At 62.4% G+C, this 22,656-nt stretch carries 20 protein-coding genes, 3 tRNA genes, 3 rRNA genes and 1 pseudogene; 10 read left to right on the top strand and 17 right to left on the bottom strand.

Features of this window, described 5'->3' with window-relative positions; genetic code table 11:
- Window positions 1-83: 83 nt before the first annotated feature.
- From NATPE_RS01175 to NATPE_RS01145, 7 genes are all read right to left on the bottom strand, one after another.
- Window positions 84-449: a rhodanese-like domain-containing protein gene (locus NATPE_RS01175; protein ID WP_006180454.1), complete on the bottom strand. Its 366-nt coding sequence runs from the start codon at window positions 447-449 to the stop codon at window positions 84-86.
- 105 nt (window positions 450-554) lie between these two features.
- A complete protein-coding gene (locus NATPE_RS01170) occupies window positions 555-1,124 on the bottom strand; it encodes an NUDIX hydrolase (protein ID WP_006180455.1) in 570 nt (189 codons plus the stop codon).
- A 60-nt stretch (window positions 1,125-1,184) separates the two neighbouring features.
- Window positions 1,185-1,604 (bottom strand): DUF5809 family protein, encoded by a 420-nt coding sequence (locus tag NATPE_RS01165; protein ID WP_006180456.1) that lies wholly within the window; start codon window positions 1,602-1,604, stop codon window positions 1,185-1,187.
- 25 nt (window positions 1,605-1,629) lie between these two features.
- Window positions 1,630-2,058, bottom strand: a complete 429-nt coding sequence (locus NATPE_RS01160) for a DUF5810 domain-containing protein (protein WP_006180457.1) — start codon at window positions 2,056-2,058, stop codon at window positions 1,630-1,632.
- 36 nt (window positions 2,059-2,094) lie between these two features.
- Window positions 2,095-2,568, bottom strand: coding sequence for a ribosomal protein S18-alanine N-acetyltransferase (rimI, locus tag NATPE_RS01155; RefSeq protein ID WP_006180458.1), 474 nt, complete (start codon window positions 2,566-2,568; stop codon window positions 2,095-2,097).
- Window positions 2,569-2,665: 97 nt separating this feature from the next.
- Window positions 2,666-3,160, bottom strand: coding sequence for a DUF892 family protein (locus tag NATPE_RS01150; protein WP_049804856.1), 495 nt, complete (start codon window positions 3,158-3,160; stop codon window positions 2,666-2,668).
- 62 nt (window positions 3,161-3,222) lie between these two features.
- On the bottom strand, window positions 3,223-3,513 hold the full coding sequence (locus tag NATPE_RS01145; protein WP_006180460.1) for a DUF6360 family protein: 291 nt from the start codon (window positions 3,511-3,513) through the stop codon (window positions 3,223-3,225).
- Window positions 3,514-4,179: 666 nt separating this feature from the next.
- Here NATPE_RS01145 and NATPE_RS22515 point away from each other — a divergent pair.
- The 6 genes from NATPE_RS22515 (at window position 4,180) to NATPE_RS01115 (ending at window position 7,552) form a co-directional block, all read left to right on the top strand.
- Complete coding sequence (locus NATPE_RS22515; protein WP_006180461.1) at window positions 4,180-4,320, top strand: hypothetical protein; 141 nt, start codon at window positions 4,180-4,182, stop codon at window positions 4,318-4,320.
- Window positions 4,321-4,377: 57 nt separating this feature from the next.
- Window positions 4,378-5,073, top strand: coding sequence for a DUF7119 family protein (locus tag NATPE_RS01135; protein ID WP_006180462.1), 696 nt, complete (start codon window positions 4,378-4,380; stop codon window positions 5,071-5,073).
- Window positions 5,074-5,133: 60 nt separating this feature from the next.
- A tRNA-Lys gene (locus NATPE_RS01130) sits at window positions 5,134-5,207 on the top strand.
- A gap of 467 nt (window positions 5,208-5,674) precedes the next feature.
- Window positions 5,675-6,475 carry an SWIM zinc finger family protein gene (locus NATPE_RS01125; RefSeq protein WP_006180463.1) on the top strand — a complete coding sequence of 267 codons (801 nt, stop codon included), beginning with the start codon at window positions 5,675-5,677 and terminating at the stop codon, window positions 6,473-6,475.
- A 233-nt stretch (window positions 6,476-6,708) separates the two neighbouring features.
- Window positions 6,709-7,311, top strand: a complete 603-nt coding sequence (locus NATPE_RS01120) for a hypothetical protein (RefSeq protein ID WP_006180464.1) — start codon at window positions 6,709-6,711, stop codon at window positions 7,309-7,311.
- Window positions 7,289-7,552 (top strand): hypothetical protein, encoded by a 264-nt coding sequence (locus NATPE_RS01115; RefSeq protein ID WP_006180465.1) that lies wholly within the window; start codon window positions 7,289-7,291, stop codon window positions 7,550-7,552. The genes NATPE_RS01120 and NATPE_RS01115 overlap by 23 nt, the downstream gene beginning before the upstream one ends.
- A 104-nt stretch (window positions 7,553-7,656) precedes the next feature.
- Here the strand turns inward: NATPE_RS01115 and NATPE_RS01110 are convergent.
- The 5 genes from NATPE_RS01110 to NATPE_RS01090 form a co-directional block, all read right to left on the bottom strand.
- A tRNA-Cys gene (locus NATPE_RS01110) sits at window positions 7,657-7,732 on the bottom strand.
- A gap of 141 nt (window positions 7,733-7,873) precedes the next feature.
- Window positions 7,874-7,995, bottom strand: a 5S ribosomal RNA gene (rrf, locus tag NATPE_RS01105).
- Between the two features lie 129 nt (window positions 7,996-8,124).
- Window positions 8,125-11,046: ribosomal RNA gene (locus NATPE_RS01100) — 23S ribosomal RNA — on the bottom strand.
- 224 nt (window positions 11,047-11,270) lie between these two features.
- Window positions 11,271-11,342: transfer RNA gene (locus NATPE_RS01095), tRNA-Ala, on the bottom strand.
- A gap of 153 nt (window positions 11,343-11,495) precedes the next feature.
- A 16S ribosomal RNA gene (locus NATPE_RS01090) occupies window positions 11,496-12,968 on the bottom strand.
- Together the 16S, 23S and 5S rRNA genes with 2 tRNA genes alongside form the textbook arrangement of a ribosomal RNA operon.
- 925 nt (window positions 12,969-13,893) lie before the next feature.
- Between NATPE_RS01090 and NATPE_RS01085 the strand changes: the two genes are divergently transcribed.
- Entirely contained in the window at window positions 13,894-14,271 is a 378-nt protein-coding gene (locus NATPE_RS01085) for a winged helix-turn-helix domain-containing protein (protein ID WP_006183324.1), read from the top strand.
- Entirely contained in the window at window positions 14,268-14,564 is a 297-nt protein-coding gene (locus NATPE_RS01080; protein WP_006183323.1) for a DUF7521 family protein, read from the top strand. Before NATPE_RS01085 ends, NATPE_RS01080 begins: the two co-directional genes overlap by 4 nt.
- A 223-nt stretch (window positions 14,565-14,787) precedes the next feature.
- Here NATPE_RS01080 and lpdA read toward each other — a convergent pair whose 3' ends face one another.
- From lpdA to lipA, 5 genes and pseudogenes are all read right to left on the bottom strand, one after another.
- Window positions 14,788-16,257, bottom strand: coding sequence for a dihydrolipoyl dehydrogenase (lpdA, locus tag NATPE_RS01075; RefSeq protein WP_006183322.1), 1,470 nt, complete (start codon window positions 16,255-16,257; stop codon window positions 14,788-14,790).
- A 62-nt stretch (window positions 16,258-16,319) separates the two neighbouring features.
- Complete coding sequence (locus tag NATPE_RS01070) at window positions 16,320-17,960, bottom strand: dihydrolipoamide acetyltransferase family protein (RefSeq protein ID WP_006183321.1); 1,641 nt, start codon at window positions 17,958-17,960, stop codon at window positions 16,320-16,322.
- Between the two features lies 1 nt (window position 17,961).
- On the bottom strand, window positions 17,962-18,951 hold the full coding sequence (locus tag NATPE_RS01065; protein ID WP_006183320.1) for an alpha-ketoacid dehydrogenase subunit beta: 990 nt from the start codon (window positions 18,949-18,951) through the stop codon (window positions 17,962-17,964).
- 3 nt (window positions 18,952-18,954) lie between these two features.
- The gene (pdhA, locus tag NATPE_RS01060; RefSeq protein WP_006183319.1) at window positions 18,955-20,064 is read right to left on the bottom strand and encodes a pyruvate dehydrogenase (acetyl-transferring) E1 component subunit alpha; all 1,110 of its coding nucleotides are present in this window, start codon (window positions 20,062-20,064) and stop codon (window positions 18,955-18,957) included.
- A 277-nt stretch (window positions 20,065-20,341) separates the two neighbouring features.
- A pseudogene (lipA, locus tag NATPE_RS01055) lies at window positions 20,342-21,313 on the bottom strand (lipoyl synthase); the annotation flags it as partial.
- Window positions 21,314-21,457: 144 nt separating this feature from the next.
- Between lipA and NATPE_RS01050 the strand changes: the two are divergent.
- Together NATPE_RS01050 and NATPE_RS01045 are read left to right on the top strand one after the other, a co-directional pair.
- A complete protein-coding gene (locus NATPE_RS01050) occupies window positions 21,458-21,973 on the top strand; it encodes a PH domain-containing protein (protein WP_006183317.1) in 516 nt (171 codons plus the stop codon).
- Between the two features lie 43 nt (window positions 21,974-22,016).
- Entirely contained in the window at window positions 22,017-22,616 is a 600-nt protein-coding gene (locus tag NATPE_RS01045) for a hypothetical protein (RefSeq protein ID WP_006183316.1), read from the top strand.
- Window positions 22,617-22,656 lie beyond the last annotated feature (40 nt).

Here is a 22,656-nt window from a genome sequence, read left to right as displayed (position 1 = left end):
GCGTCGCCGCTTCAGTATCCGTTTTTCGCGTCGCTCCACTGGGAGCCACCGCTATCGGTCGAGTCGATACGATCGGGGCCGCGTTAGAAGGGCGATTCCCGCTCGGCCTCGTCGTCCTCGCCGTCGTCCTCGCGGACGAGCCCGAACTTCATTCCGTACTTGTCCAGCCCGCCCGCCATGCTCTCGACGCGCGCGTCGGCGGTCCCCTCGTAGGTGCCGATGAGCTGGGCCGCCTGGACGCTCGCCTTCCCGTGGGGACAGACCGTGACGATACGGTCCTCGCCCTCGAGTTCCTCGAGCCGGTCCATGAGCCGATCGAACGGAATGTTCTCGCTGTCGGGGATGTGGCTGTGTGCGAAGCTCCGCTCGTCGCGGATGTCGACGATCCGAACGTCCGCGTCGTCCTCTACGAGTTCCTTGACCTCATCCGGGGAGATTTCGCCGTCCATTACCGGAACGATAGGCGTCGACGCGAATAAGAACCGGGGTTTGGGCCCTCGACAGCCCGACAGATCCCCGGCAATCACCCGTCGTACCGATTTCGACGGTCCGTCTCAGAGGACGCCGTCTTCCTTCGCCAACAACAACCCCGAGAGGGTCGCGTCGTTCGTCGGTCCCTCGCGGACGCGCTCGAGCGCCTCGCTCACCGGTACCGTCCGGACCTCGAGGAACTCGTTGTTGTCCAGTTCCCGCTCACCCGGCTCGAGTCCCTCGGCGTAGACGATTCCGCGGTCGTGGCGCAACACGCCCGTCGCGACGGCGTACTCCTGTAGCAGGGCCGTACTCGAGGGCCGGAAGCCGGTCTCCTCCTCGAGTTCGCGGGCCGCCGCCGTCGTGTAGGACTCGCCGTCCTCGACGATCCCCGCCGGCAACTCGAGATGCGTCTCGCGGATCGTCGGCCGGTACTGCTCGACGAACAGGAGGTGATCGCCGTCGCCGTCCGCGTCGGCGAGAACGCTCCCGTCGACCCGCGCGACCACGACCACCGCGTCCGGCAGCTGGGCCCAGTAGTAGCGCTTTTCGGTTCCGTCGGGCTGTTCGAGCAAGTCGTAACCGCCGTCGTACCAACTCGTCTCATACTCGGTTCGCTCCTCGAGCAACGCCCACTCGTCGGGTACAGTCATCGGCTACTACTGCGGACTCGAGGCCGTAATAGATGGTCGTTCGTCGAGCCACGAACCGTTTCAGGACCGGTCGACTACGTCCCGGTATACCCGCCCGAACGCCTGCCGACGGAGCGTCGCGACCGCCGCCTCGGGCTCGTTCTGGAAGGTCGCGGCGACGGCCGTACCGTCCAGTCCCGCGTGCCAGACGACGCGGTCGACGTCCTCGTGGCCGACTTCAGTCACCTCGCCGTCGTACCCCTCGCACCACTCCTCGTACTCCTCGCGAGATCCGACGTGAACCTCGAGTAGATTGGCGAAGAGGGCGTCTCGAGCCGTTTCGACGACGTCGCCGGTGACCCGGTCGTCGTACTCCTCACGATCGAATTCCATGGCCTTCGCGACCTCGCGGACGACCGTCTGTGCCGCGGGTCCGACCGACTCGTATCGCTCCCGCGCTTCGGCAGGTGACTCGAAGCTGAACAGCCCCTCAGTGTGCATATTCGGACGGTCGGCCGACTGGCAGTTACGCGTTTTCGTTCCCGTCGCCGCCGTCCGTCGAGTCGGCCCCCTCGTCCCCGTCCGAGGGCTGCATCTCGCGGGTCAACTCGGCGGCCTCCTGCAGAACGTCCGCCGCTTCGGCCGTCAGGTCGCCGCGGCCGCGGCCCCGGCCGCGGCTCTGTCGGCTGACGGCACCCTCGAGCGAGTCCGGACGGCCCGGCTCGCGACCGTGGCCGTGATCGTGACCCTCGAACTCCGGCGTGTCGATCTCCTCGGCGTGTGGACTGACGCGCGCCCCGAGTTCCTCGGGGCTACAGTCGGCCCAGTCGGGCGCGTGTTCCTCGAGCCACTCGCGGTGTTCCTCGCGGCCCAGCGACGCAGTGATCGCGAGATGGTTCGCGAGATGGACCGCGTCGGCCTCCTCGGCGTCACAGACCGGACAGGCGTATCCCATACCCGAGGCTACGGCCGCGGACGGTAAAACGTCCCGCTACTCCACTTTGCGGATCATCACGATCGCGTCCTCGCCGTCGCCGTAGTACGCCGGCACCCGGCGGAGCGGCTCGAACCCGAACTCCCGATAGAGCCGTTTGGCCCCGTCGTTCGACCGGCGAACCTCGAGTTTGACCGTGCCCGCACCCTGAGCCGCGAGGACGCCGAGCGATCGGGACAGCAGTGCGGAACCGACGCCGGCACCGCGGTGGTCGGGATGGACGGCGATGTCCTTGACGTGACCCAGCGCGCGGCCGATCTGCTGGGTCACGTCGGCCACGATATAGCCAGCAATCTCGCCGTCGGTTTCGGCGACCAGAAACCCGGGATTACCGAGAAAGCGTTCGAAGGCGTCGTACGGCCAGGGCTGGGAAAACGAGTCGTTCTCGATGCGAACGACCGCGAGCAGGTCCGCCCGCTCGGCGGGCCGGATCGATACCCGTTCGCCGTCCTCCGGCACGAACGTCGTCACAACCAGAAGTTACACGCCGAACAGTAAAAGCCGTACGCGTCCCGGAAGCGAACGGGATCGACCGCCGGCCCCTCGGCGTCGACGGCCACCACGGGACTCACTCCGCCGGGATTGCGCCCATCTCGAACTCCTCGGTCAATTCTTTCAACTCCTCGAGGGCTTCCTGTTCCTCACGGAGGTTCTGTTCGAGGAGATCGGCCGCCTCGTCCATCCCGAGCTGGTCGGCCAGCGGGATCAGGTTCCCATAGGCCGCGATCTCGTAGTGTTCGGTCTTCTCGGCGGCCGCCATGTTGTGATAGTCCATCACCTCCTGGTCCGGCTCCATCGCCGTGAACTCCTCGTACTCCTCGAGCAGCCCTTCAACCCCTTCACACTCCTCTTTCTCCGGCGGCTCGCCGAAACTGTCGAAGACCTCCTCGAGTCGATCGATCTGTCCCCGTGTCTCCTCGCGGTGATCCGCAAACGCCTGTGCGATCTCGTCGCGATCGGTATTCGACTCCAGTTCCTCGAGCGCGTCGAGCAGCTGGTGTTCCGCGTGATAGATGTCCTCGAGGCCGTGTTCGAACAGGTCGTGGATCGTCTCCATACTCATCGTGAACCAGTCGCTCGTTCACCCGCCGGGCGAAAAAGCCGAGAGCCTGCGACGGCAGGCGCTCACGACTCCGTTTTCGTCGCCTCTTCGACCCGAGTCGCGTGTTTCTCGAGGTCCGCGGCCAGCGTCCGGGCCTGTTCGGCCGTCAACTCGAGATCCTCCATATGCTTCGGGACGTACTCCTCCGAGAGGTTGTCGAATTCGAGCCGGAGCCGGACGCGCTCGGGATCCTCCCGATCGGCCGTCGCGTCGACGACGGCGACCGACTCCCACTCGAACGTCTCGCCCACTGCCTTCCCCTCGACGTAATCGAGCGTCGTGCGCGCAGTGACCGACAGCAATCGATCGGACATGTCAGTCGGGTCAATTCGCCGAGTCGACTTATACTACTCGTCCATCGTATCGATCTCGGGGTTCGGCCACCGCCTCCGAAGGGCCGGAACCGAACCCGCTCACCGACCGTTCCATCCGGCCGCGTACCCACCGCGCGCGAGAGTTGCTGGGAGCCACCGCCCGGCGGATCGGCCGGGTCGTCGGCCTCGATCGAATGCCGAACGGTGCCAAAGCCACCAGCACGACCACGAACCATCGACCAGAGACGGCGTTCGTGCCTCACCTACCGGCCGTTTTTGCCCCAAACGGCTCGAGAGAACTCGACGCCGACTCGATCAGAAACGAGCGACACTGCGGCTGACGGTCCACGACGACCGCCGCTCGGCCGATGTCGAGATCCGGGAGTTCCCATCCGAGACGGCTATCCCTCCCGTTGTGACCGCCTAGACTCGCGTTCGTGGTCCCAGTGCGGAGCCGTTAGTTCCCCTTCCGCACTGGTGATGACTCGAGCCACGGGATAAGACGGGTACATCATCGCCCCGCAGCACCACATCGCTCGGCGACTCACAATCGGTTTCGATCGACCACCCGTCGGAGATAGCGGCATAATCACCCCATAAGACAGAGCGCGGGTATCGCTTGCAGCCGAAGCGATACTTATCCCGTCGTGGTCCAAAGGGAGTCCCATGACAGACGCAGCCGAATGCAAACCGGAGCCGCTCGAGCAAGAGACGAAAGAGCGCGACGACGCCCACCTCGACGACATCGAAGAAGGAGCCGGCTGTACGGAAATCTGGGAACACCTCGCCGAGAAGCGCGAAGAGTAGTGCGAGAATTTCGCCACGGCAACGACCTTTTTGACCGTCACTCCCGTATTCAGGTGCATGACTGACAACCGGTCCGGAGATCGTTCCTCCCGCCGCGGTGAAAACGGTCGTTCGATCCCGACGGACCGAGAATCACCCGTCGGCGCACCGGTCATCCGGGGCGACGAGTCGGTCGCGGGAACACACGCTCGCGAGGCCGTCCAGTTCGATCCCGACGATCCCGAGAGCCTCGCGGACGCCGCCGAGATCGTCCGCCAGTTTGCGGGCGGTGCAACCAACGACGACCACCTGTACATGCTCCGCGGGGCAGCCGCCTGCGCGGCACTCGTTCGCGGCGAGGGATCCTACAAGGCAGCCGCCGAACGTGCCGGCGGCGAAGCGACCGTCTCCTTTATTCGGAAGTGGGCTCGAGTCCACGATCTACCGCGCTCGGTACGCAAACAAGTCGCGATCGGACAGATCGCGCCGACAGCTGCCAAACACATTGCCCGCGTCGGCGGCGAAGCACGGCTGCTTCTGGCCTGGGCAACGCTTGATGGCGACCTTACAGTCCGCGACGTCCGAAGCGTCGCCAGTATGATCAACGACGGCGACTCCATCGAACATGCCCTCGCGGATCACGGTGTTACCCTCGGCGAACTCAGCCTTATCCTCTCGCCAACGACCTATCGCGATCTCCGCCGTCGTGCGTCGGTCGATGACGTCGATCCGGGCCGGATCGTCACCGAAGCACTCGAACAGTACTTCGAATAGCAGTCCCGGGCGACGAAGAAAGAAACGTTTAACCGCTCCTCACCGAAAGTAGGGAACACAGGGCCGGTAGCTCAGTTTGGCAGAGCGTCTGGCTTTTAACCAGACGGTCGCGTGTTCAAATCGCGCCCGGCCCGCTTCTGCGAGGAACAGTTCGTGACGAGCGGAGCGACGATCGTGATCTGAACGCAGGAAACACACGGCGCGAGCGGAGCGATCGTATTCGAATCGTCCCGGCCCAGACAGTGAAATGTTTTGTTACTAACAACTGGACCGACGGCGCTGTATGTAGAGTGATCGTAATCTTCTGCGTGAAGCGAGTACGAGAGACTCGACTGTTCGAAGGAAGTCACTCGTCATATGAACGGGTCAAACCGATAGCTGCCGTCATTGAAAACGGAAAATCCAAGGGCCCGAGTTACGGCAGCATTTTAGATAGCACGAGGGTTGAGACGAAGTTAATTTCGGATGATAGCCGTATCCTAAGCCCTGATACGGGTCAATCCGAGAGTGCGGCACTACTGGTACGGGGACGGCGATTGACGGTGGAGGCCAACACGACGAGGGAACAAAACGACCTCAGGTCCATAGTACTCCTCGACAGATGAACATCGACGAAAAGGCCATCCGAAATCTGTGTACTGATCCCGTGTTCGAGCGGGGGCAAAAGTACCGCAACGAGGGGCGCATCCAGCGAATCGAACGGTTCGACGATGTCGTCACCTCCGTCGTGCAGGGATCGTCTCAATACGACGTGACCGTCGAACGAGGAGAAAAGACCACCGACGCTCGGTGTACGTGTCCCTACGATGGCGCTGGCGAATGCAAACACGTTGTCGCGGTGTTGCTGGACATCGCCGCCGATACACCCCGAGACGAGAGCGAACGTGTGGAGTCAGTACTCCAAAACGTCTCGGCCGACGATCTCCGGACATTCCTACGCGACGTACTCGCCGAGCATCTGGATCTCCGTGATCGGTTCCTCGCGCGCTTTGGCGACACCGACAAATCTGTCGAAGAGTATCGCGCCGAAATCGAGCAACTGTTCGACCGACACACACAGGACTATCCGGTCGTCACCGACGCCATCGACTTCTCGCATTTCTTCGAGTTGGCTGAGCAGTACCGCGAGCGCGAGCGCTACCTGGAAGCCGCGACCGCCTATCGCGCGCTGTTCGAGGGAATCGACGATAACGAAGTCCGCATTGACGCCGCGTACGACCACTACGCTAACGCCTTGCAGTCCGCCCTCGACGAATACGTCGAGTGCGTACTCGCGGGCGATCCTGACCGAGGCGAGTTCGAGAAGTACATCGGTGTGCTAGAAGACCAAGCGACATCGGAGCATCCAGCTAACACCGAGCAGTTCTACCGAGCGATCGACGACCTCGAAGAGAGACGATGACGGTCGAGTCCCCCGCTCGGGAAAAGATTCGGTCACTCTGTACCGAACGATCCCTGGAGCAGAGAACCAACTACTGGAATCAAAGTCGGATTTGGGAGTTGACCACCGACTTCCGGCGAGTCTCGTCTCTTCGCTCGTTTCACTCGCTTCGATCAGCGAACTCGCCGTACATCGCAAACGCAAGCGTTTGCTCAGTCCCGACGATTTATGCGCCCACCTGCAAACGAACCTCTATGGGCGGTATCGAGCTACGGAATGGAACACTCGTCGTCGAACGTGAACCGAATCAGCTCGACGAGATGGCGATTGGGTTCTCCAAAATTCTCGGTCATTTTGACATCAAGCACGTCTACATCGCGGGGTACGTCTCCATACTCGCTGGTCGGGCGCGCTCTACCGAGGACGTCGACGTCCTCATCGAACAGATCGACGAGGAGACTGCAGACGAACTCGCCGCGATGCTGGACGAAGAGGGGTTCTGGGGACCGGCAATGCCACTCACGTCGATGTACGAGATGCTCGATAACGGGGATAACATCTGGGTCGCGCCAACGGATCAGGTCACGCCGCACCTCGAAGTCAAGTTCGCGGGCGATGAATTCGATCGCGCGTCCCTCGAAAACGCTATCACAGCCCGAATCGGTGGTAAGACGATTCCGATAGGCCCCTTAGAACTCCAGATCGCGTACAAACTCTACCTCAGTGCGCAAAAGGACGTCGAGGATGCAGTCCACCTCTACACGCTCTTCGAGGAAAGTCTTAGTGTGCCCCGCCTCGAAGAGTGGGCAACGCGACTCAACGTCGAAGCCGAATATGAGCGACTCAAACGCGCGTGAGCATCTGGATGCAAAACACGAACGCAACCGTGAGCAGCGCATCGAAGGTGTCAAGCGCTGGGTCGAATACATCAAGTCCGAATCCCCCGAGACGTGGGGACCGCAGCAGAACGCGGTCGTCAATGACCAGCTTGATGCGGCCCAAAGCGTCCAGACTTCGACTACTCACCAGCAGCACGTGAAAGACGTAGCGGCGGAGATCCTCGAAGTAAGCGACGAGTCTGACTCCGATTCGAAGTAGACGAACTCCTCGCGGGAGATTCATCTCAGGAATCATACATAGCGTCTCAAAGTAGGAGGTGTCGCCAAGACGTAGTCGTCTTGGGCTTTAGGGTAACGTGTGAGAGCCAAGGGCCGGATTTGAACCGGCGGTGGGCGGCTCTGCAGGCCGCTGCGTTCGGCCGGACTCTGCCACCTTGGCGCGTTTTAGCGTTGTTACTGCGTTCGTTTAAGCATAGCGGTACGGATCAGCACTTGTATCGGATCGAAGCGTTATAAATGCAGAAAACCCCGAGCAGCCACTGGCTGGCAGTGGCTGTTCGAGGTTGGATGAAAGTATGAATGGTGGCGGCGAATCAGATTTCCCAGAGGGTCGCCCACTCCAGTACTGACCGAAACGCAGGCGAGCTTATCTTCCGTGTTCGGGATGGGTACGGGAGGCACCTCGCCGCTATGGCCGCCGTAACGCCGATTCACGGAATCGAACCGCGATCATGCCAATATCGGTGGTCTCTCCAAGACCGAGTGTACGTGTAGTCCAGTTTGCGTCCGGACCCGTTCGCGCGTCACGGATCCAATGCGATGTAGTGTATGAGTGTGTGGCTTGGCCGATTAGTTCTCGCGGGCTCAACACCTCGTTGCCTTGGTGCGTACACCCCGAGTCTATCGATCTCGTCTTCTACGAGTGGCCTCGGTGGTATCTCTTTTTCAGGTGGGTTTCGAGCTTAGATGCGTTCAGCTCTTACCCCGTGGTGCGTCGCTGCCCGGCACGTGCCCTTTCGGACAGCCGGTACACGAGTGGCACCCATTCGTAGTTCCTCTCGTACTATACGAACGTTCCCGTCAGATACCGTAACACCCCCAATAGATAGCAGCCGACCTGTCTCACGACGGTCTAAACCCAGCTCACGACCTCCTTTAATAGGCGAACAACCTCACCCTTGCCCGCTTCTGCACGGGCAGGATGGAGGGAACCGACATCGAGGTAGCAAGCCACCCGGTCGATATGTGCTCTTGCGGGTGACGACTCTGTTATCCCTAAGGTAGCTTTTCTGTCAGCAATTGGCCGCATCAAGCAGCCTAATTGGTTCGCTAGACCACGCTTTCGCGTCAGCGTCCGTCGTTGTGCCGGACACTGTCAGACTTCCGTTTGCTCTTGCGCTCTTTTCCGCGTCTCCGACGCGGATGAGGAAATCTTGGGGCGCGCCCGATATCTTTTCAGGCGCGTACCGCCCCAGTCAAACTGCCCGGCTACCAGTGTCCTCCGCCAGGAGTGAGAGTCGCAGTCACCATCGGGTAGTATTTCAATGCTGCCTCGGTGGCCCGCTAGCGCGGGTACCTGTGTAGCGGCTCCTACCTATGCTGCACAATGGCGACCACGTCTCAGTGACAGCCTGCAGTAAAGCTCTATAGGGTCTTCGCTTCCCCTTGGGGGTCTCCAGACTCCGCACTGGAACGTACAGTTCACCGGGCCCAACGTTGGGACAGTGGCGCTCTCGTTGATCCATTCATGCAAGCCGCTACTGAAGCGGCAAGGTACTACGCTACCTTAAGAGGGTCATAGTTACCCCCGCCGTTAACAGGTCCTTCGTCCCCTTGTACGGGGTGTTCAGATACCTGCACTGGGCAGGATTCAGTGACCGTACGAGTCCTTACGGATTTGCGGTCACCTATGTTGTTACTAGACAGTCGGAGCGCCCGAGTCACTGCGACCTGCCCCATTGCAGGGCAGGCATCCCTTATTGCGAACGTACGGGACTAACTTGCCGAATTCCCTAACGTCGGTTGCTCCCGACAGACCTTGGCTTTCGCCGCCACGAGTACCTGTGTCGGATCTCGGTACGGACAGTGTGTTTGCCTTTTCACGGGCTCTAGGTTGACCTCTCTTGCGCTATCCTATCATTCGGTCGCTTCGTGCCATTACGGCTTCCACGAACTTCGATAGTTCGACCGGGCGAAAGCCCGGCAGAGGCGGCCCCAAAGCGTTGGCTTTGAGTACACACTGGCATAGGAATATTAACCTATTTCCCTGTTGTCAGCTTCGACTTACGGGCTGACTTAGGACCGGCTAACCCTCAGCTGATCAGCATTGCTGAGGAACCCTTACTCGTTCGGCCGTCGGGGTTCTAACCCGACTAACGCTGCTACTATGACCAGGATTTTCGTTACTGAACGGTCCACACGATCTCTCGACCGTGCTTCCACCCGAACAGAACGCCAACCTACGAGATCACCAGTATCAGTGGTGCTGCTAGGTCTCGGTGGTAGACTTGAGCCCCGATCATTTTGGGCGCCTCAAACCTCGGCCGGTAAGCTGTTACGCTTTTCTTAGAGGGTAGCTGCTTCTAAGCTCACCTCCCGGCTGTCTAGGGCTTGAGACCACCTTCGATCGCACTTAGTCTACACTTGGGGACCTTAACCCAGCTCTGGGTTGTCTCCCTCACGGTACACAGGCTTACCCCGTGCACCGGACTCCCTGCGTCAAACGACGTTCATAGGTTCGGAGTTGGACAGGGGGGCACACTCCTCTCGGAGTGCGATCCCCCAATCCGTCGCTCTACCCCATGAACTATCTCGGCAGAGGTCATGCTTCGACATGTTTCGGTTGGAACCAGCTGTTTCCGGACTCGATGGGCCTTTCACCCCTAGACGTAGGTCACGAGAGGGTATTGTAGGACACCAACTCTAACAGGCCTCCACGTGCCTTTCGGCACGCTTCGCCTTGCCCACGCCTAGATCGTCCGGTTTCGGGTCGTGCCCGTTTGACTCCCCGCGCTTGAACACGGCGGCCCTCGTGCAAAGCACTGCGGCCATGTCGGTTTCCCTTCGCCTTCCTCGATGATCGAGTTAGACTCGTCAAACAGGCACACTCCCTGGTTCGTTTTTCAAAACGTACGACAGAACACCGGCTTCCCAAACTTCTTACTACAGGTTCGCACCTGATTCATTTTGTCCGGGACCTTGTGTGCCCTGTCGCTCCATCGCCAACTGATTTCACGCCCTATTGCACCTCCCTTCGTGGGGTGCTTTTCAGCGTTCGCTCACGCTACTTGTTCGCTATCGGTCTTGAGGAGTGTTTAGTCTTCGCGGTCGATGCCCGCGATATTCACGAGGGATATCCAACCCCCGATACTCTGGAGCTGACTCGTTCCTTACTTGTCGACGGTACGGGACTGTCACCCTGTTTCGTACTCTATTCCAAGAGACTTCGCGTCGCCGTTCGGGAAGTGATCGTCAGTCCGAACACCACATTGCCCGTGAAGGCTTCGGTTTGGACTGTGTCGCGTTTATTCGCCATTACTAACGACATCGCGTTTGCTTTCTTTTCCTGTCGATACTAAGATGTTTCAATTCTCGACGTTCCCCATTGCGCGAAGCAATTGCGGTGGGGATTCCCATTCGGAGATCCCAAGTTCTTTGCCTCCGTGCGGCTCCCTTGGGCTTATCGCAGCTTGGCACGTCCTTCTTCAGCTCTCAAGCCGAGCGATCCACCAGCTGGCACAGTAGCCACGTTCATCGGATCGGCGTTGCGACAGAGTCGCAACATCGTGACCCGGGAACGGGTCCAGTGGACGCCTGGACTACACGTACACACGGTCTCATCTGCACGCCGGTAGACGGCCGGCCTGCATTAACCCTTCCCACCCGCACTTGCGCGGGGTGGTGCATCGGTTCGTTCGGATTCAATCCTCGGGTCGTCTCCCACTTAAGGGGCACGATCTGTGATTTCCTCCGAGACATGGACCCACAGGGATTCGAACCCTGGGCATCCTCCTTGCAAAGGAGGCACTCTACCACTGAGCTATGGGCCCACGTCCGCCACAAGGGCGGACAGAGCGTGAAGCGTTAGCCTTGGTAGTTCAAAGGTGCCCGATCGGCCACGACGTGGGTCGATCGAACGTGGACTACGTAGCACGAATGCTACGAGTCAAGGTAGGCTGGGGCGACGCCCCAGTCCCGGTCTGTGGAGGTGATCCAGCCGCAGATTCCCCTACGGCTACCTTGTTACGACTTAAGCCCCCTTGCGGAGCCCAGATTCGACCGACGTTGCGTCGGCCTCATCCGGACCCCACTCGGGTGCTTTGACGGGCGGTGTGTGCAAGGAGCAGGGACGTATTCACCGCGCCCTTCTGAGGCGCGATTACTACCGAATCCAGCTTCATGAGGGCGAGTTTCAGCCCTCAATCCGAACTACGACCGAGTTTCGGAGATTAGCGCCCCCTTTCGGGGTTGCATCCCACTGTCTCGGCCATTGTAGCCCGCGTGTCGCCCAGCACATTCGGGGCATACTGACCTACCGTTGCCCGTTCCTTCCTCCAGTTTGGCACTGGCAGTCCTCCTAATGTACCCAACCACCGCTAGGTGTTGCTGGCAATTAGGAGTGCGGGTCTCGCTCGTTGCCTGACTTAACAGGACGCCTCACGGTACGAGCTGACGGCGGCCATGCACCTCCTCTCAATGGCTCCAGTAAGGTCATCAACCTGACTTTCACTGCACATTGTCGATGCTGGTGAGATGTCCGGCGTTGAGTCCAATTAAACCGCAGGCTCCTCCGGTTGTAGTGCTCCCCCGCCAATTCCTTTAAGTTTCATCCTTGCGGACGTACTTCCCAGGCGGTCTGCTTCACGGCTTCCCTGCGGCACAGCACAGGCTCGTAGCCTGTGCCACACCTAGCAGACATCGTTTACAGCTCGGACTACCCGGGTATCTAATCCGGTTCGTGACCCGAGCTTTCGTCCCTCACCGTCGGATCCGTCTTCCAGAGGCGCTTTCGCCACCGGTGGTCCGTCCAGGATTACGGGATTTCACTCCTACCCCGGACGTACCCCTCTGGTCTTCCGGTCCCAAGCCATGCAGTTTCCACCGGACGCCCGCGCGTTAAGCGCGCGGATTTCCCGATGGACTTGCATGGCCAGCTACGGACGCTTTAGGCCCAATAATAGCGGTCATCACTCGTGCTGCCGGTATTACCGCGGCGGCTGGCACCGGTCTTGCCCAGCACTTATTCCGCGACCACCTTACGGTCGCAAAAAGCGAGGACTATATGCCCTCGCACTTGGAGTCCCCTTATCGCACTTTCGTGCAGTGTAAAGGTTTCGCGCCTGCTGCGCCCCGTAGGGCCCGGTATCTTGTCTCAGATACCGTCTCCGGGCTCTTGCTCTCACAACCCGTACCGATTATGGGCACGGTGGGCCGTTACCCCACCGTCTACCTAATCGGCCGCAGCCACATCCTATGGCGCCGGAGCGTTTCGGATTCACGCCACTCCAGGCGATGAATCGTATTCCGAATTAGCCTCAGTTTCCCGAGGTTATTCGGATCCATAGGGTAGTTTGGCCACGTGTTACTGAGCTATCTGCTACGAGTCTGAACTCGTGCAACTAGCATGGCTAAATCGGACTCCAATAGCAATGACCTCCGGCAGGATCAACCGGAATGCTATCTGATCTCCCCAGTTGGGGAGGGTCTGTTTGGCGGTGAATGTTGGTACACACTCACACATGGGTCCACGTTCGCTGACGCCGGTCGTCTGACCGATCGAGCGTCACCGAACTACCAAGGCTAACATCAGATCCCATCTGTACGGCGGACCGCAGGGGTGGAATCCTCATTTCCTTCGGACGTATTCGTAGACTGTCCGGGGTATATAACCCCTTCGGGTTCGAACCGTCCGAGATGACGGACCGAGTTGAACGGCCCGTCGATCACATCGTCTTTTGCATTCACATCCGAATGCTCTCGAGCATATAAGGGCGTCGGATCGCGGCCACGCCGGAAACCGCATCCGGCGAGGGCGTGTGCGATCACAACTGAACGCCCGGACACGTATAAGGGCACCGGACTGTCACAGCCGGAAACCAGCTATGACCACGTCTTCAACGGAACCCTCGAGTGTCCATAAGGCCGTCGGAACGAACCGACGAGCGTCGAGAGCGGATGTGCAGTTCCTCCGTGCCGGGTGACGGCCGAAGGACGCGGCGGCGAGCGCCGCGTTGTTCGCATTACAATCGAGTGCCCGGGTAGTATATAAGGCCGTCGAACGGTTCCCGCATCGGATCCCGATACCATGGCACGGTTTTCCACGAGAAAAGGGGGACGTGTTGCTATTAAAACACCAGTCGCTCGAGCAGTACGATGGTCGCCGAGAATGTCACGCGGGCGGAGGCCGGCCGGTCATCCCACCCTCGTAGGGAGTCGGGCCGAATGATACCCGCGTGCGTCGTTCTCGAGCGCGGACGCGCAAGAAGGCTTCGTGTCACCGATCGCTGCCGGCCGTTCATGTCAACCAGTATGGGAGGGACGTTCGAGCGGCGCGAGACGCATCGATGCCGATAAACCACGTGCGTCGTAACGTAGGGACGAATGGTCCGGGACCCGTTCGCTTCGGAGTCGACGCCGTCCGCGGAGGAGATCTGCTCTGCGCTGGACGATCCCGACTGCCGTGAGATAATCCGCAATCTCGAGGAACCCATGACTGCATCGGAACTTACGAAGCGGTGTGAGATCCCGCAGTCGACGCTATACCGGAAACTCGAGTTGCTGACCGAGGCGACGCTGCTCGAGGAGTCGACCGAGATTCGACAGGACGGCCACCACGCGAGCAAGTACTCGATCGCGTTCGACGAGATTACGCTGGGGCTGGACGAGGAGCGGCAGTTGACGGTCGAGATCGAGCGGCCGGCCCGGACCGCCGACGAGCGACTCGCGGAGCTGTGGTCGGAGGTGCGAAAGGAAACATGAATCCGTTCCCTGCCGGTCCGACGGAAACGATGCTCGCACTGGCGGTCGTGAAGACGCTCGTCCTCGTGGTCGGAAGCGTCATCACGTACTTCGCCTTCAAGGCCTATCGACGGACGCGCCAGCCGGCGCTTGGCTATCTCGCGGCTGGCTTCGGAATCGTGACGCTCGGGTTCGTCCTGGCCGGCATGCTGTACGAGGTACTCGGCGTCGCGCTCGTCACGGGGGTCCTGCTCGAGAGCCTGCTCGTGTTGATCGGTTTCCTCGTGATCGCGTACTCGATGTACGCACAGTGAGCGGCGCCGTGTCACGGCCGCGGACGTAACTGACTGTTGTGTCGTTCTCGTCTCGATTCTACCTCGAGAAGCGTCGAGCAATCGTAGTGGCACGGAGTTGCGATACCGTCCTCGACGACTCGTACGTCGGTCCGCGAGTCGATGGCGGCAAACCGGTGTTCAACGTGCCGGCGTGGAATCGGGGGCGATTATGCCAGCCTGCTCGTTCGTTCGATGGCCGTCATCACCGGTTCAGCGTGTGAATCGCGTGTCCGAGCGCGTTCTCGGCGGCCTCCATCACTGACTCCGAGAGCGTGGGGTGGGTATGGACTGTCGCGGCGACGTCCTCGAGGGTCGCGCCGAGTTCGATCGCGAGGCCGAGTTCGGCGATCAGTTCCGAGGCTTCGGGACCGACGATCGAGGCACCGAGGAGGTAGCCGGATTCCTGGTCGGCAACGACCTTGACGAAGCCGTCCGCGTCGCCGGTCGTCAGCGCGCGACCGCTCGCACGGAAGGGGAACTTCCCGGTCACGGGGTCGAAGCCGGCCTCGGCGGCCTCGGATTCGGTCATCCCGACGGTCCCGATTTCGGGGTCGGTAAAGACGGCCGCGGGCATGGCCTGATAGTCGATCGCGGCGGGTTCGCCGGCGATGACCTCGGCTGCCACTTTCCCCTCCGCGCTGCCCTTGTGAGCGAGCATCGGTTCGCCGGCGACGTCGCCGACGGCGAAGATATGCTCGAGGTTCGTGCGTGCGCGCGAATCGGTTTCAATGAAGCCGGCATCGTCGGTCTCGACGCCGGCTTCCTCGAGGTCGAGGGTGTCCGAGACGGGCTGGCGGCCGACGGCGACGAGTACCTTCTCGGCCTCGAGTTCGAGTCGCTCGTCTTCGACGGCTTCGGCGCTCCCACCATCGGCAGCGGCGTTGTCTGCCGGTTCGGCGACGACGCGGATCCCGTCATCGCCGTCGCGTTCGTGCCACTCCGACGCGGTATACCCGAATTCGAACTCGATCCCGAGATCGGTCGCCCGCCCTTTGACGGGGCGTTTGAGATCGTCGTCGTATCCCGGGAGGATCGAGTCGAGCATCTCGATGACAGTCACGTCGGTCCCCAGTTTGGCGAAGACGCTTGCCAGCTCCATTCCGATATAGCCCGCGCCGACGACGACAAGCGAGTCCGGCACCGACTCGAGGGCGAGTGCCTGTCTCGAGTCCAGTACGGGCCCGTCGCCGAAGTCGAAGTTGGGGATCTCGATGGGGCGGGAGCCGGTCGCGATGACTGCGTGTTCGAACTCGAGGCTCTCCGAGCCCTGACCCTCGCCGCTGTGGGAGACACGGGCGGTGTTCTCGCCGGCGAAGCGAGCGGTGCCCTCGAGCAAGGAGACTCCATTGGCCTTACAGAGCTTCTCGACGCCGCTTGTGAGCTGGTCGACGACGCCGTCTTTCCACGTCATCATCTCGCCGAGGTCGATCTCCGGGTCGGCGTGGACCCCCATCTCCTCGGCGGTTGCGGCGTGGTGAGCCACGTCGGTAGCGGTAATCAGCGCCTTCGATGGGATACAACCGTAGTTCAGGCAGGTCCCTCCATAGGCGTCTTTCTCGACGAGCGTGACGTCGAGATCGAGCTGTCCCGCGCGGATCGCGGCCACGTAGCCCGCGGGACCCGCGCCGATGACCAGTACGTCCGTGCCGGTGGTGACGTCTCCGACGACCATCAGTTATCGTCCTCCGTCGTGCGTGTGATATGTGCGCTCATGTTCGGTAGTTGCGGCTTCGATTACTCGAGCAATAGTAGGTGCGGGTTCTCGAGGTACTCCATGACGGTGTTCGTAAACTGTGCGCCGACCGCACCGTCGATCAGCCGGTGGTCGAACGACAGCGAGAGGGTCATCACGGAACGCGGTTCGATCGACTCGGTACCGTCCTCGTCGGTGACGACGCGGGGTTTGCGCTTGATCTCCCCGATCGCGAGGATGCCCGCCTCGGGGTAGTTGATGATCGGCGTGGCGTACTCGCCGCCGATGCCGCCGATGTTGGTGATGGTAAACGTCGAGCCCCGGAGTTCGTCGGGACTGATCGTCCGGTCGCGGGCCTTCTGGACGACCTCGTTCATCTCCGAGGAGAGTTGCAAGAGCCCCTTCCGATCGGCGTCCTCGATCACCGGTACCATCAGTCCGACGTCGGTCGCGGTCGCGACGCCGATGTTGTAGTAATCGCGGTAGACGATCTCCTCGTTGGCCTCGTCGATGACGGCGTTCATCTCGGGGTGTTCGTGCAGCGCCGCGATGACGGCCTTCATGATGAACGGCATGTAGGTCAGCCGGATGCCACGCTCCTCGGCGCGCGGTTTGAGGTCCTCCCGGGCCGCGACGAGTTCGGTCACGTCGACCTCGTCGTGGTGAGTGACGTGGGGCGCGCTGTACTTGGACTCGACCATCGCGTCGGCGATCGTCTTGCGGACACCCGTAAACGGCTCGCGACGTTCGCGCTCGCCCTCGGCGAAGTCAGCGTCCGTCGTCCCGACCGATTCGCCCGCCTCGAGCGATTCGCGGTCGGCCTCCTGTGCCTGTCGCTGGGCCGCAGCGTACTCCCGGACCGCCTCAGGTGTGACAAAGGCCTCGCCGTCGCGCTCCTCGTCAGTCGGGATAGCGTCGATGTCGACGCCTTCTTCCTGGGCGATCCGCCGGGTTGCGGGCGCGGCCAGCGTCTTGTCGCGGTCTGCGGACTCGACCTGCCCCGGCGTCTCGTGTCGCCGGGCGCTCGAGTCCGCGGTCGCCGTCGCCGCGCTCTCGGTGGTAGTCTCCTCGGCAGTACCAGCGGCGGCGCTGCTTCCGGACGAATCGGCCGTCCCGGATGCGGTCTCGCCCGCCGCCGGGTCGGCGCTCTGGGACTGCGACCCTGCCGTTTCGCTCCCTGCCGCGGCCCGCACGTCGTCCGCGGTAATCCGCCCGCCGGGACCGCTCCCCCGAACGCTCGAGAGGGCGATCCCCTGCTCGCGGGCCATGCGGCGGACGCGCGGGGGCGCGAAGACGCGGTCGTCCGGCGGCGCGACGTCCTCGGCGTCTGCGCCGGTCGCACCGGGATCGCCCGGCTGCTCGCTCGGTTCGTCACCGCCGGCGTGTTCGCTCGTTGTCTCCCGCTCCGATTCGGTCTGCCCTGCAGTTCCCTCGGTCTCCTCACCTGCAACGTCGAACGAGATAATCACCGTCCCGACGGGAACGACCTCGCCAGCCTCGACGTGTAACTCGCGGACCGTGCCGTCGACCGGCGCGGGAACCTCGACGAGGGCCTTGTCGGTCTCGACCTCCGCGACCGGCTGGTCCTCAGTGACCTCGTCTCCCGGTTCGACCAGCCACGAGACCAGTTCGCCCTCTGCGACCCCTTCGCCGACGTCCGGTAGTTCGAACTCCCTGACCATGTTAGAACCCCGCGGCCCGTCGAATGCCGTCCTCGATGCGCGCCGCCTCGGGGAGGTAGTAGTCCTCGAGGGCATACAGCGGGAACGGGGTGTCGAACCCGGTGACCCGTTCGATCGGCGCTTCCTGATACAGCAGCGACTCCTCCTGGAGGGTGGCAGTGATCTCCGCGCCCAGCCCGCCCGTCTTCGGGGCCTCGTGGACGACCGCCGCGCGGCCGGTCTTCTCGAAGGATTCGACGATCGTCTCCTCGTCTAACGGCGATAGCGTCCGCAGATCGACCACCTCGGCGTCGACCCCTTCTTCGGCGAGGTTCTCGGCGGCCTCGAGGGTCGGTCTGGTCATCGCGCCCCACGTATAGACCGAGACGTCCGACCCCTCGCGGCGGACGGCCGCCTCGCCGAGCGGGACCTCGTAGGATTCGTTCGGGACATCGTCGCGGAACGCCCGATAGATCAACTTCGGCTCGAGGAACATCACCGGATCCGGACTTCGGATCGCGCTGATCAACAGCCCCTTGGTGTCGTAGGGGGTCGAGGGAACGACGACTTTGAGCCCGGGTTGGTGGACGAACATCGCCTCGGTCGACTCGGAGTGGTGTTCGGGGGCGCGGATGCCGCCGCCGTAGGGGGCCCGGATCACCATCGGACACGTAAATCGCCCGCGCGAGCGCGTTCGCAGGCGCGCCGCGTGCGAGACTATCTGGTCGAATCCAGGGTAGATAAAGCCCAGGAACTGGATTTCGGGGACTGGCCGCATCCCGTAGGCGGCCATCCCGATCGCCGTGCCGATGATGCCCGACTCGGCCAACGGAGTGTCGACGACCCGGTCATCACCGAATTCGTCGTAGAGCCCCTCGGTCGCGCGGAAGACGCCGCCGTTTTTCCCAACGTCTTCGCCCATGACGATGACGTCGTCGTCGCGTTCCATCTCGGTGTGCAGTCCGTCCCGGACCGCCTGTACCAGCGTCAGACTCTCTGATTCTGCTGCCATGTGTTAGCCCTCCAAGAGCGCGTCGTCGCCGTGGTCCTCGCGAATCGATTCGAAGTACTCGAGTTGCCGTTGCAGCCGTCGGGGCATCCCCTCGTAGACGTGGGCGAAGATCTCCTCGGGGTCGGGCCGGTCGAACGACTCGGCCCCTTCGATGGCGTCGGCCACGTCGTCCTCGATCCGGTCCTCGATCGCGTCGACTCGCTCGTCGTCGAGGATCCCGGTCGAGCGCAGATACGTCTCGAGACGCGGGATGGGATCCTTCTGTTTCCAGCGTTCGACCTCCTCGTCGGTGCGGTAGACGGAGGGGTCGTCGGCGGTGGTGTGGGCACCGAACCGGTACTGGACCGCTTCGATCAGCGTCGGTCGCAGTTCGTCCGCGTCGGGGTTTTTGGCCTTTTCGACGGCCTCCTTGGTGACCTTGTAGACCGCCAGCGGATCCATGCCGTCGACCTGGACCCCGTCGAAGCCGTAGGCGGTGGCCTTCTGGGCGAGGGTATCGCTCGCGGTCTGGCGCTCCCGCGGGACCGAGATCGCCCACTGGTTGTTGTTACAGAAAAAGACCGACGGCGTGTCGAAGACGCCGGCGAAGTTCAGCCCCTCGTGGAAGTCACCCTCCGAGGTCGCGCCATCGCCGAAGTAACAGACGAAGGCCTTCTCCTCGCCCTTGAGCTTCGAGGCCCAGGCCGCGCCGGTCGCGTGGGGGATCTGGGTCGCGATGGGGACCGCGACCGAGAACATGTTGACGTCCTCGGGGATGTAGTTGCCCCGCTCGTGGCCCATCCAGTACAACAGGGTACGCTCGAGCGAGAGGCCGCGAACCAGGCCGACGCCGTGTTCGCGGTAGCTGGGGAAGACCCAGTCGCCGTCGGCGAGCGCGTGAGCGCTGCCGACCTGTGCGGCCTCCTGCCCCGACAGGGGCGGATACGTCCCCATTCGGCCCTGGCGTTGGAGACTGACGGCCCGCTCGTCGAATCGCCGCACGAGCCGCATCTGCTCGTACATCTCGACGAGTTCGTCCTCGGAGAGGTCGGGCACGTCGGCGTCGTCGAGGACGCGGCCGGTGTCGTCGAGAACCTGTACTCGCTCACGGGGGTCGCGTTGTATCGTACTCACAGGAAGACCCACCTGTACATACCCTACTGAACTATCGCTCAAGGTAAAGGAGTTTCCCAAAATACGTTACTATTGGTGTGATTCTTGCCTGGCAGTTATCGAATCACCGCCCAATACCGAACAGTATCGGGTGAAAGCGAGCGAAAGAGAGCATTCTTTGACGTTCGTTGGGTTCGTATCGGAGAATCGGTGTCGGACTGGACGAACTCGAAATTCGATCGCGGACGACTCGTGATGGACGGCGCCGGCGGGTCCGAGACGGTCCGTCGGCCGTCGCTCAGTGGCCCGTCTGCTGGGGCCTCGAGCGACGGGCATCGGCTCTCGCCTCCTCGAGGCTCTTGCCTTCCCGCAACACGGCGTCGACGAACAGTTCGCCCGCCTTGTACGACGAGCGGACCATGGGACCGCTGGCGCAGTAGAGAAAGCCGAGTTCCGACTCGGCGACGCGGCGCCACGTCTCGTACTTGTGTGGATGGTCGTAGCGCTGGACCGCGAGGTGGTCCCGCGAAGGCCGCAGGTACTGGCCCAACGTGACGATGTCGACGCCGCGCTCACGACAGTCCGCTAACGTCTGATAGACCTCGTGATCGTACTCGCCGTGGCCGAGCATGATCGAGGTCTTCGTGTAGATGTCGGACTCGCGGTCGACCTGTTCCAGGACCGAGAGGCTCTGTTCGTAGCCCGCACGGCGGTCCCGGACCGGGAACTGCAAGCGCTCGACAGTCTCGACATTGTGGGCGATCACGTCCGGTTCGGCGTCGATGATCTTCCGGACGAGCCGTTCCTCGCCCTGGAAGTCGGGGATCAACACCTCGACGAGGATACCGGGATGGCGGGCCTTGATCTCGCGGATCGTCTCGGCGAACTGGCCCGCGCCCTGATCGGGAAGGTCGTCGCGGTCGACGCTGGTCAACACGACGTAGTCCAACCCGATCTCGGCGATCGCGTCGGCGACGTTCGCGGGCTCGTCGGGATCGAGCGGCTCCATGCCACCGGTTTCGACATCACAGAAGTTGCAGGCTCGAGAGCAGCGATCGCCCAGCAGCATGAACGTGGCCGTTCCGCCGTCGGCCGACCCGTCGCCGGGTCCCGATCGACCCGACCAGCACTCGCCCAGATTGGGACAGTTTGCCTCCTCGCAGACGGTATGGAGGTCGTACTCGCGCAGTGTCTCGCGGATGCCGGCGAACTCCTGGCCCGATGGGGGGCGGCTCTTCAGCCAGTCGGGCTTTCGCGCGCGACTCATACCGGTACGTCGGGCCGATAGCCAAAAACCGTGGTGGTCCGGCGAACGGTCCGGGGAGCCAGCACGGACACTCGACTCGCTCGAATCACCGTTAACCGGTCCGTTACCCCGATAGCTTTACGGACGGGTACGGAATAGGCGGGGCCGATGGCCCTCGGCTCGACGCCCGACTGGTTCCACATCAGCGACGACGAGGACGTCGTCTGGGAGAGCCGTCCCCATCCGGTCACGATGGGAACGCGACTCCCGGTCGGGATCGCAATCGCGATCGCGGGGTTTCTCCTCGCCGGCTGGAGCGGGACCGACGGCGTCGGGACCCTGACGATCCTCGGCGTTCTCGTGACCGTCGTCGGCGCGGCCGTCGCCGGTGCCCGCTATCTCGTCTGGACGAACACCCGCTACGTCATCACCTCCACTGAACTCTACAAGAAACGCGGCGTCGTCTCCAGGGACGTCACCCAGTTTCGCCTCGAGCGGGTCCAGAACACCAGCCTCCGCCAGTCGTGGATCGGCCGTATGCTCGGGTACGGCGACCTGACGGTCTACACCGCTGGCTCGGGGGAGCCGGAGCTGACCTTCGAGCGGGTCCCCAGTCCCGAGCGGGCGAGCAGCCGGCTCAGCGACCAGCTCGAGGCGGTTGCGACCGACGAGTCGGCCGTCTGATGACCACAAGACCCATTATTGCGCGTTTCGGATCACCGATACGATGTCGACGGAGCGATCGACGGCCGGCGAACCCGCAGTATCGAGCCGATCGAGCATCGCGGCGAGTGCGGGCGTCGGCGTCCTCACGGCCGCGATCAGCTATCTCGTCACCTACCTGTTGATCGGGAACGAGGTCGGCGAGCGGTTCGGCGACCGCGTTGCCGAGTGGAAAGGCGTCGCCTGGTACTTCTACGAGGCCCACATGGTCGACATCGAAGCCAGCGGGCAGCTCGGCTCGATTAGCGGTACCGGGACCCTCGATCTCATCGCGGAGACAGGGGGCGTCGCGGATCTGCTGTACGTCATCGTCCCGTTCGCGCTGATCGTCGCCGGCGCTGGACTCGCCGTCCGGCTGGGGGCGAGCGAACTCGGCGACGCCATCACTATCGGGATCCCGGTGATGATCGGCTACTCGGCGGTGCTGAGCGTCGGCGCGGTCGCCGCCGAGTCGACGGGTGGGGTGTCGGTGGGCGAGATCGAATTGATATCGGGGACGATCGCGCCGGCGCTCGTGCCCGCGGTCCTCCTCGGCGGCGTGATCTACCCGCTCGTGTTCGCCACGCTGGGGGCCGCGATCGCGACGATCCTCGCGTCGCGGTAGCCGGGAGAGGCCTCGAAGGAAACGCCTTTGACCCGCCGCT

This window comes from Natrinema pellirubrum DSM 15624, from assembly GCF_000230735.2.
Taxonomy (GTDB): Archaea; Halobacteriota; Halobacteria; order Halobacteriales; family Natrialbaceae; genus Natrinema; species Natrinema pellirubrum.
This window is presented reverse-complemented; position numbering and strand designations above follow the sequence as displayed.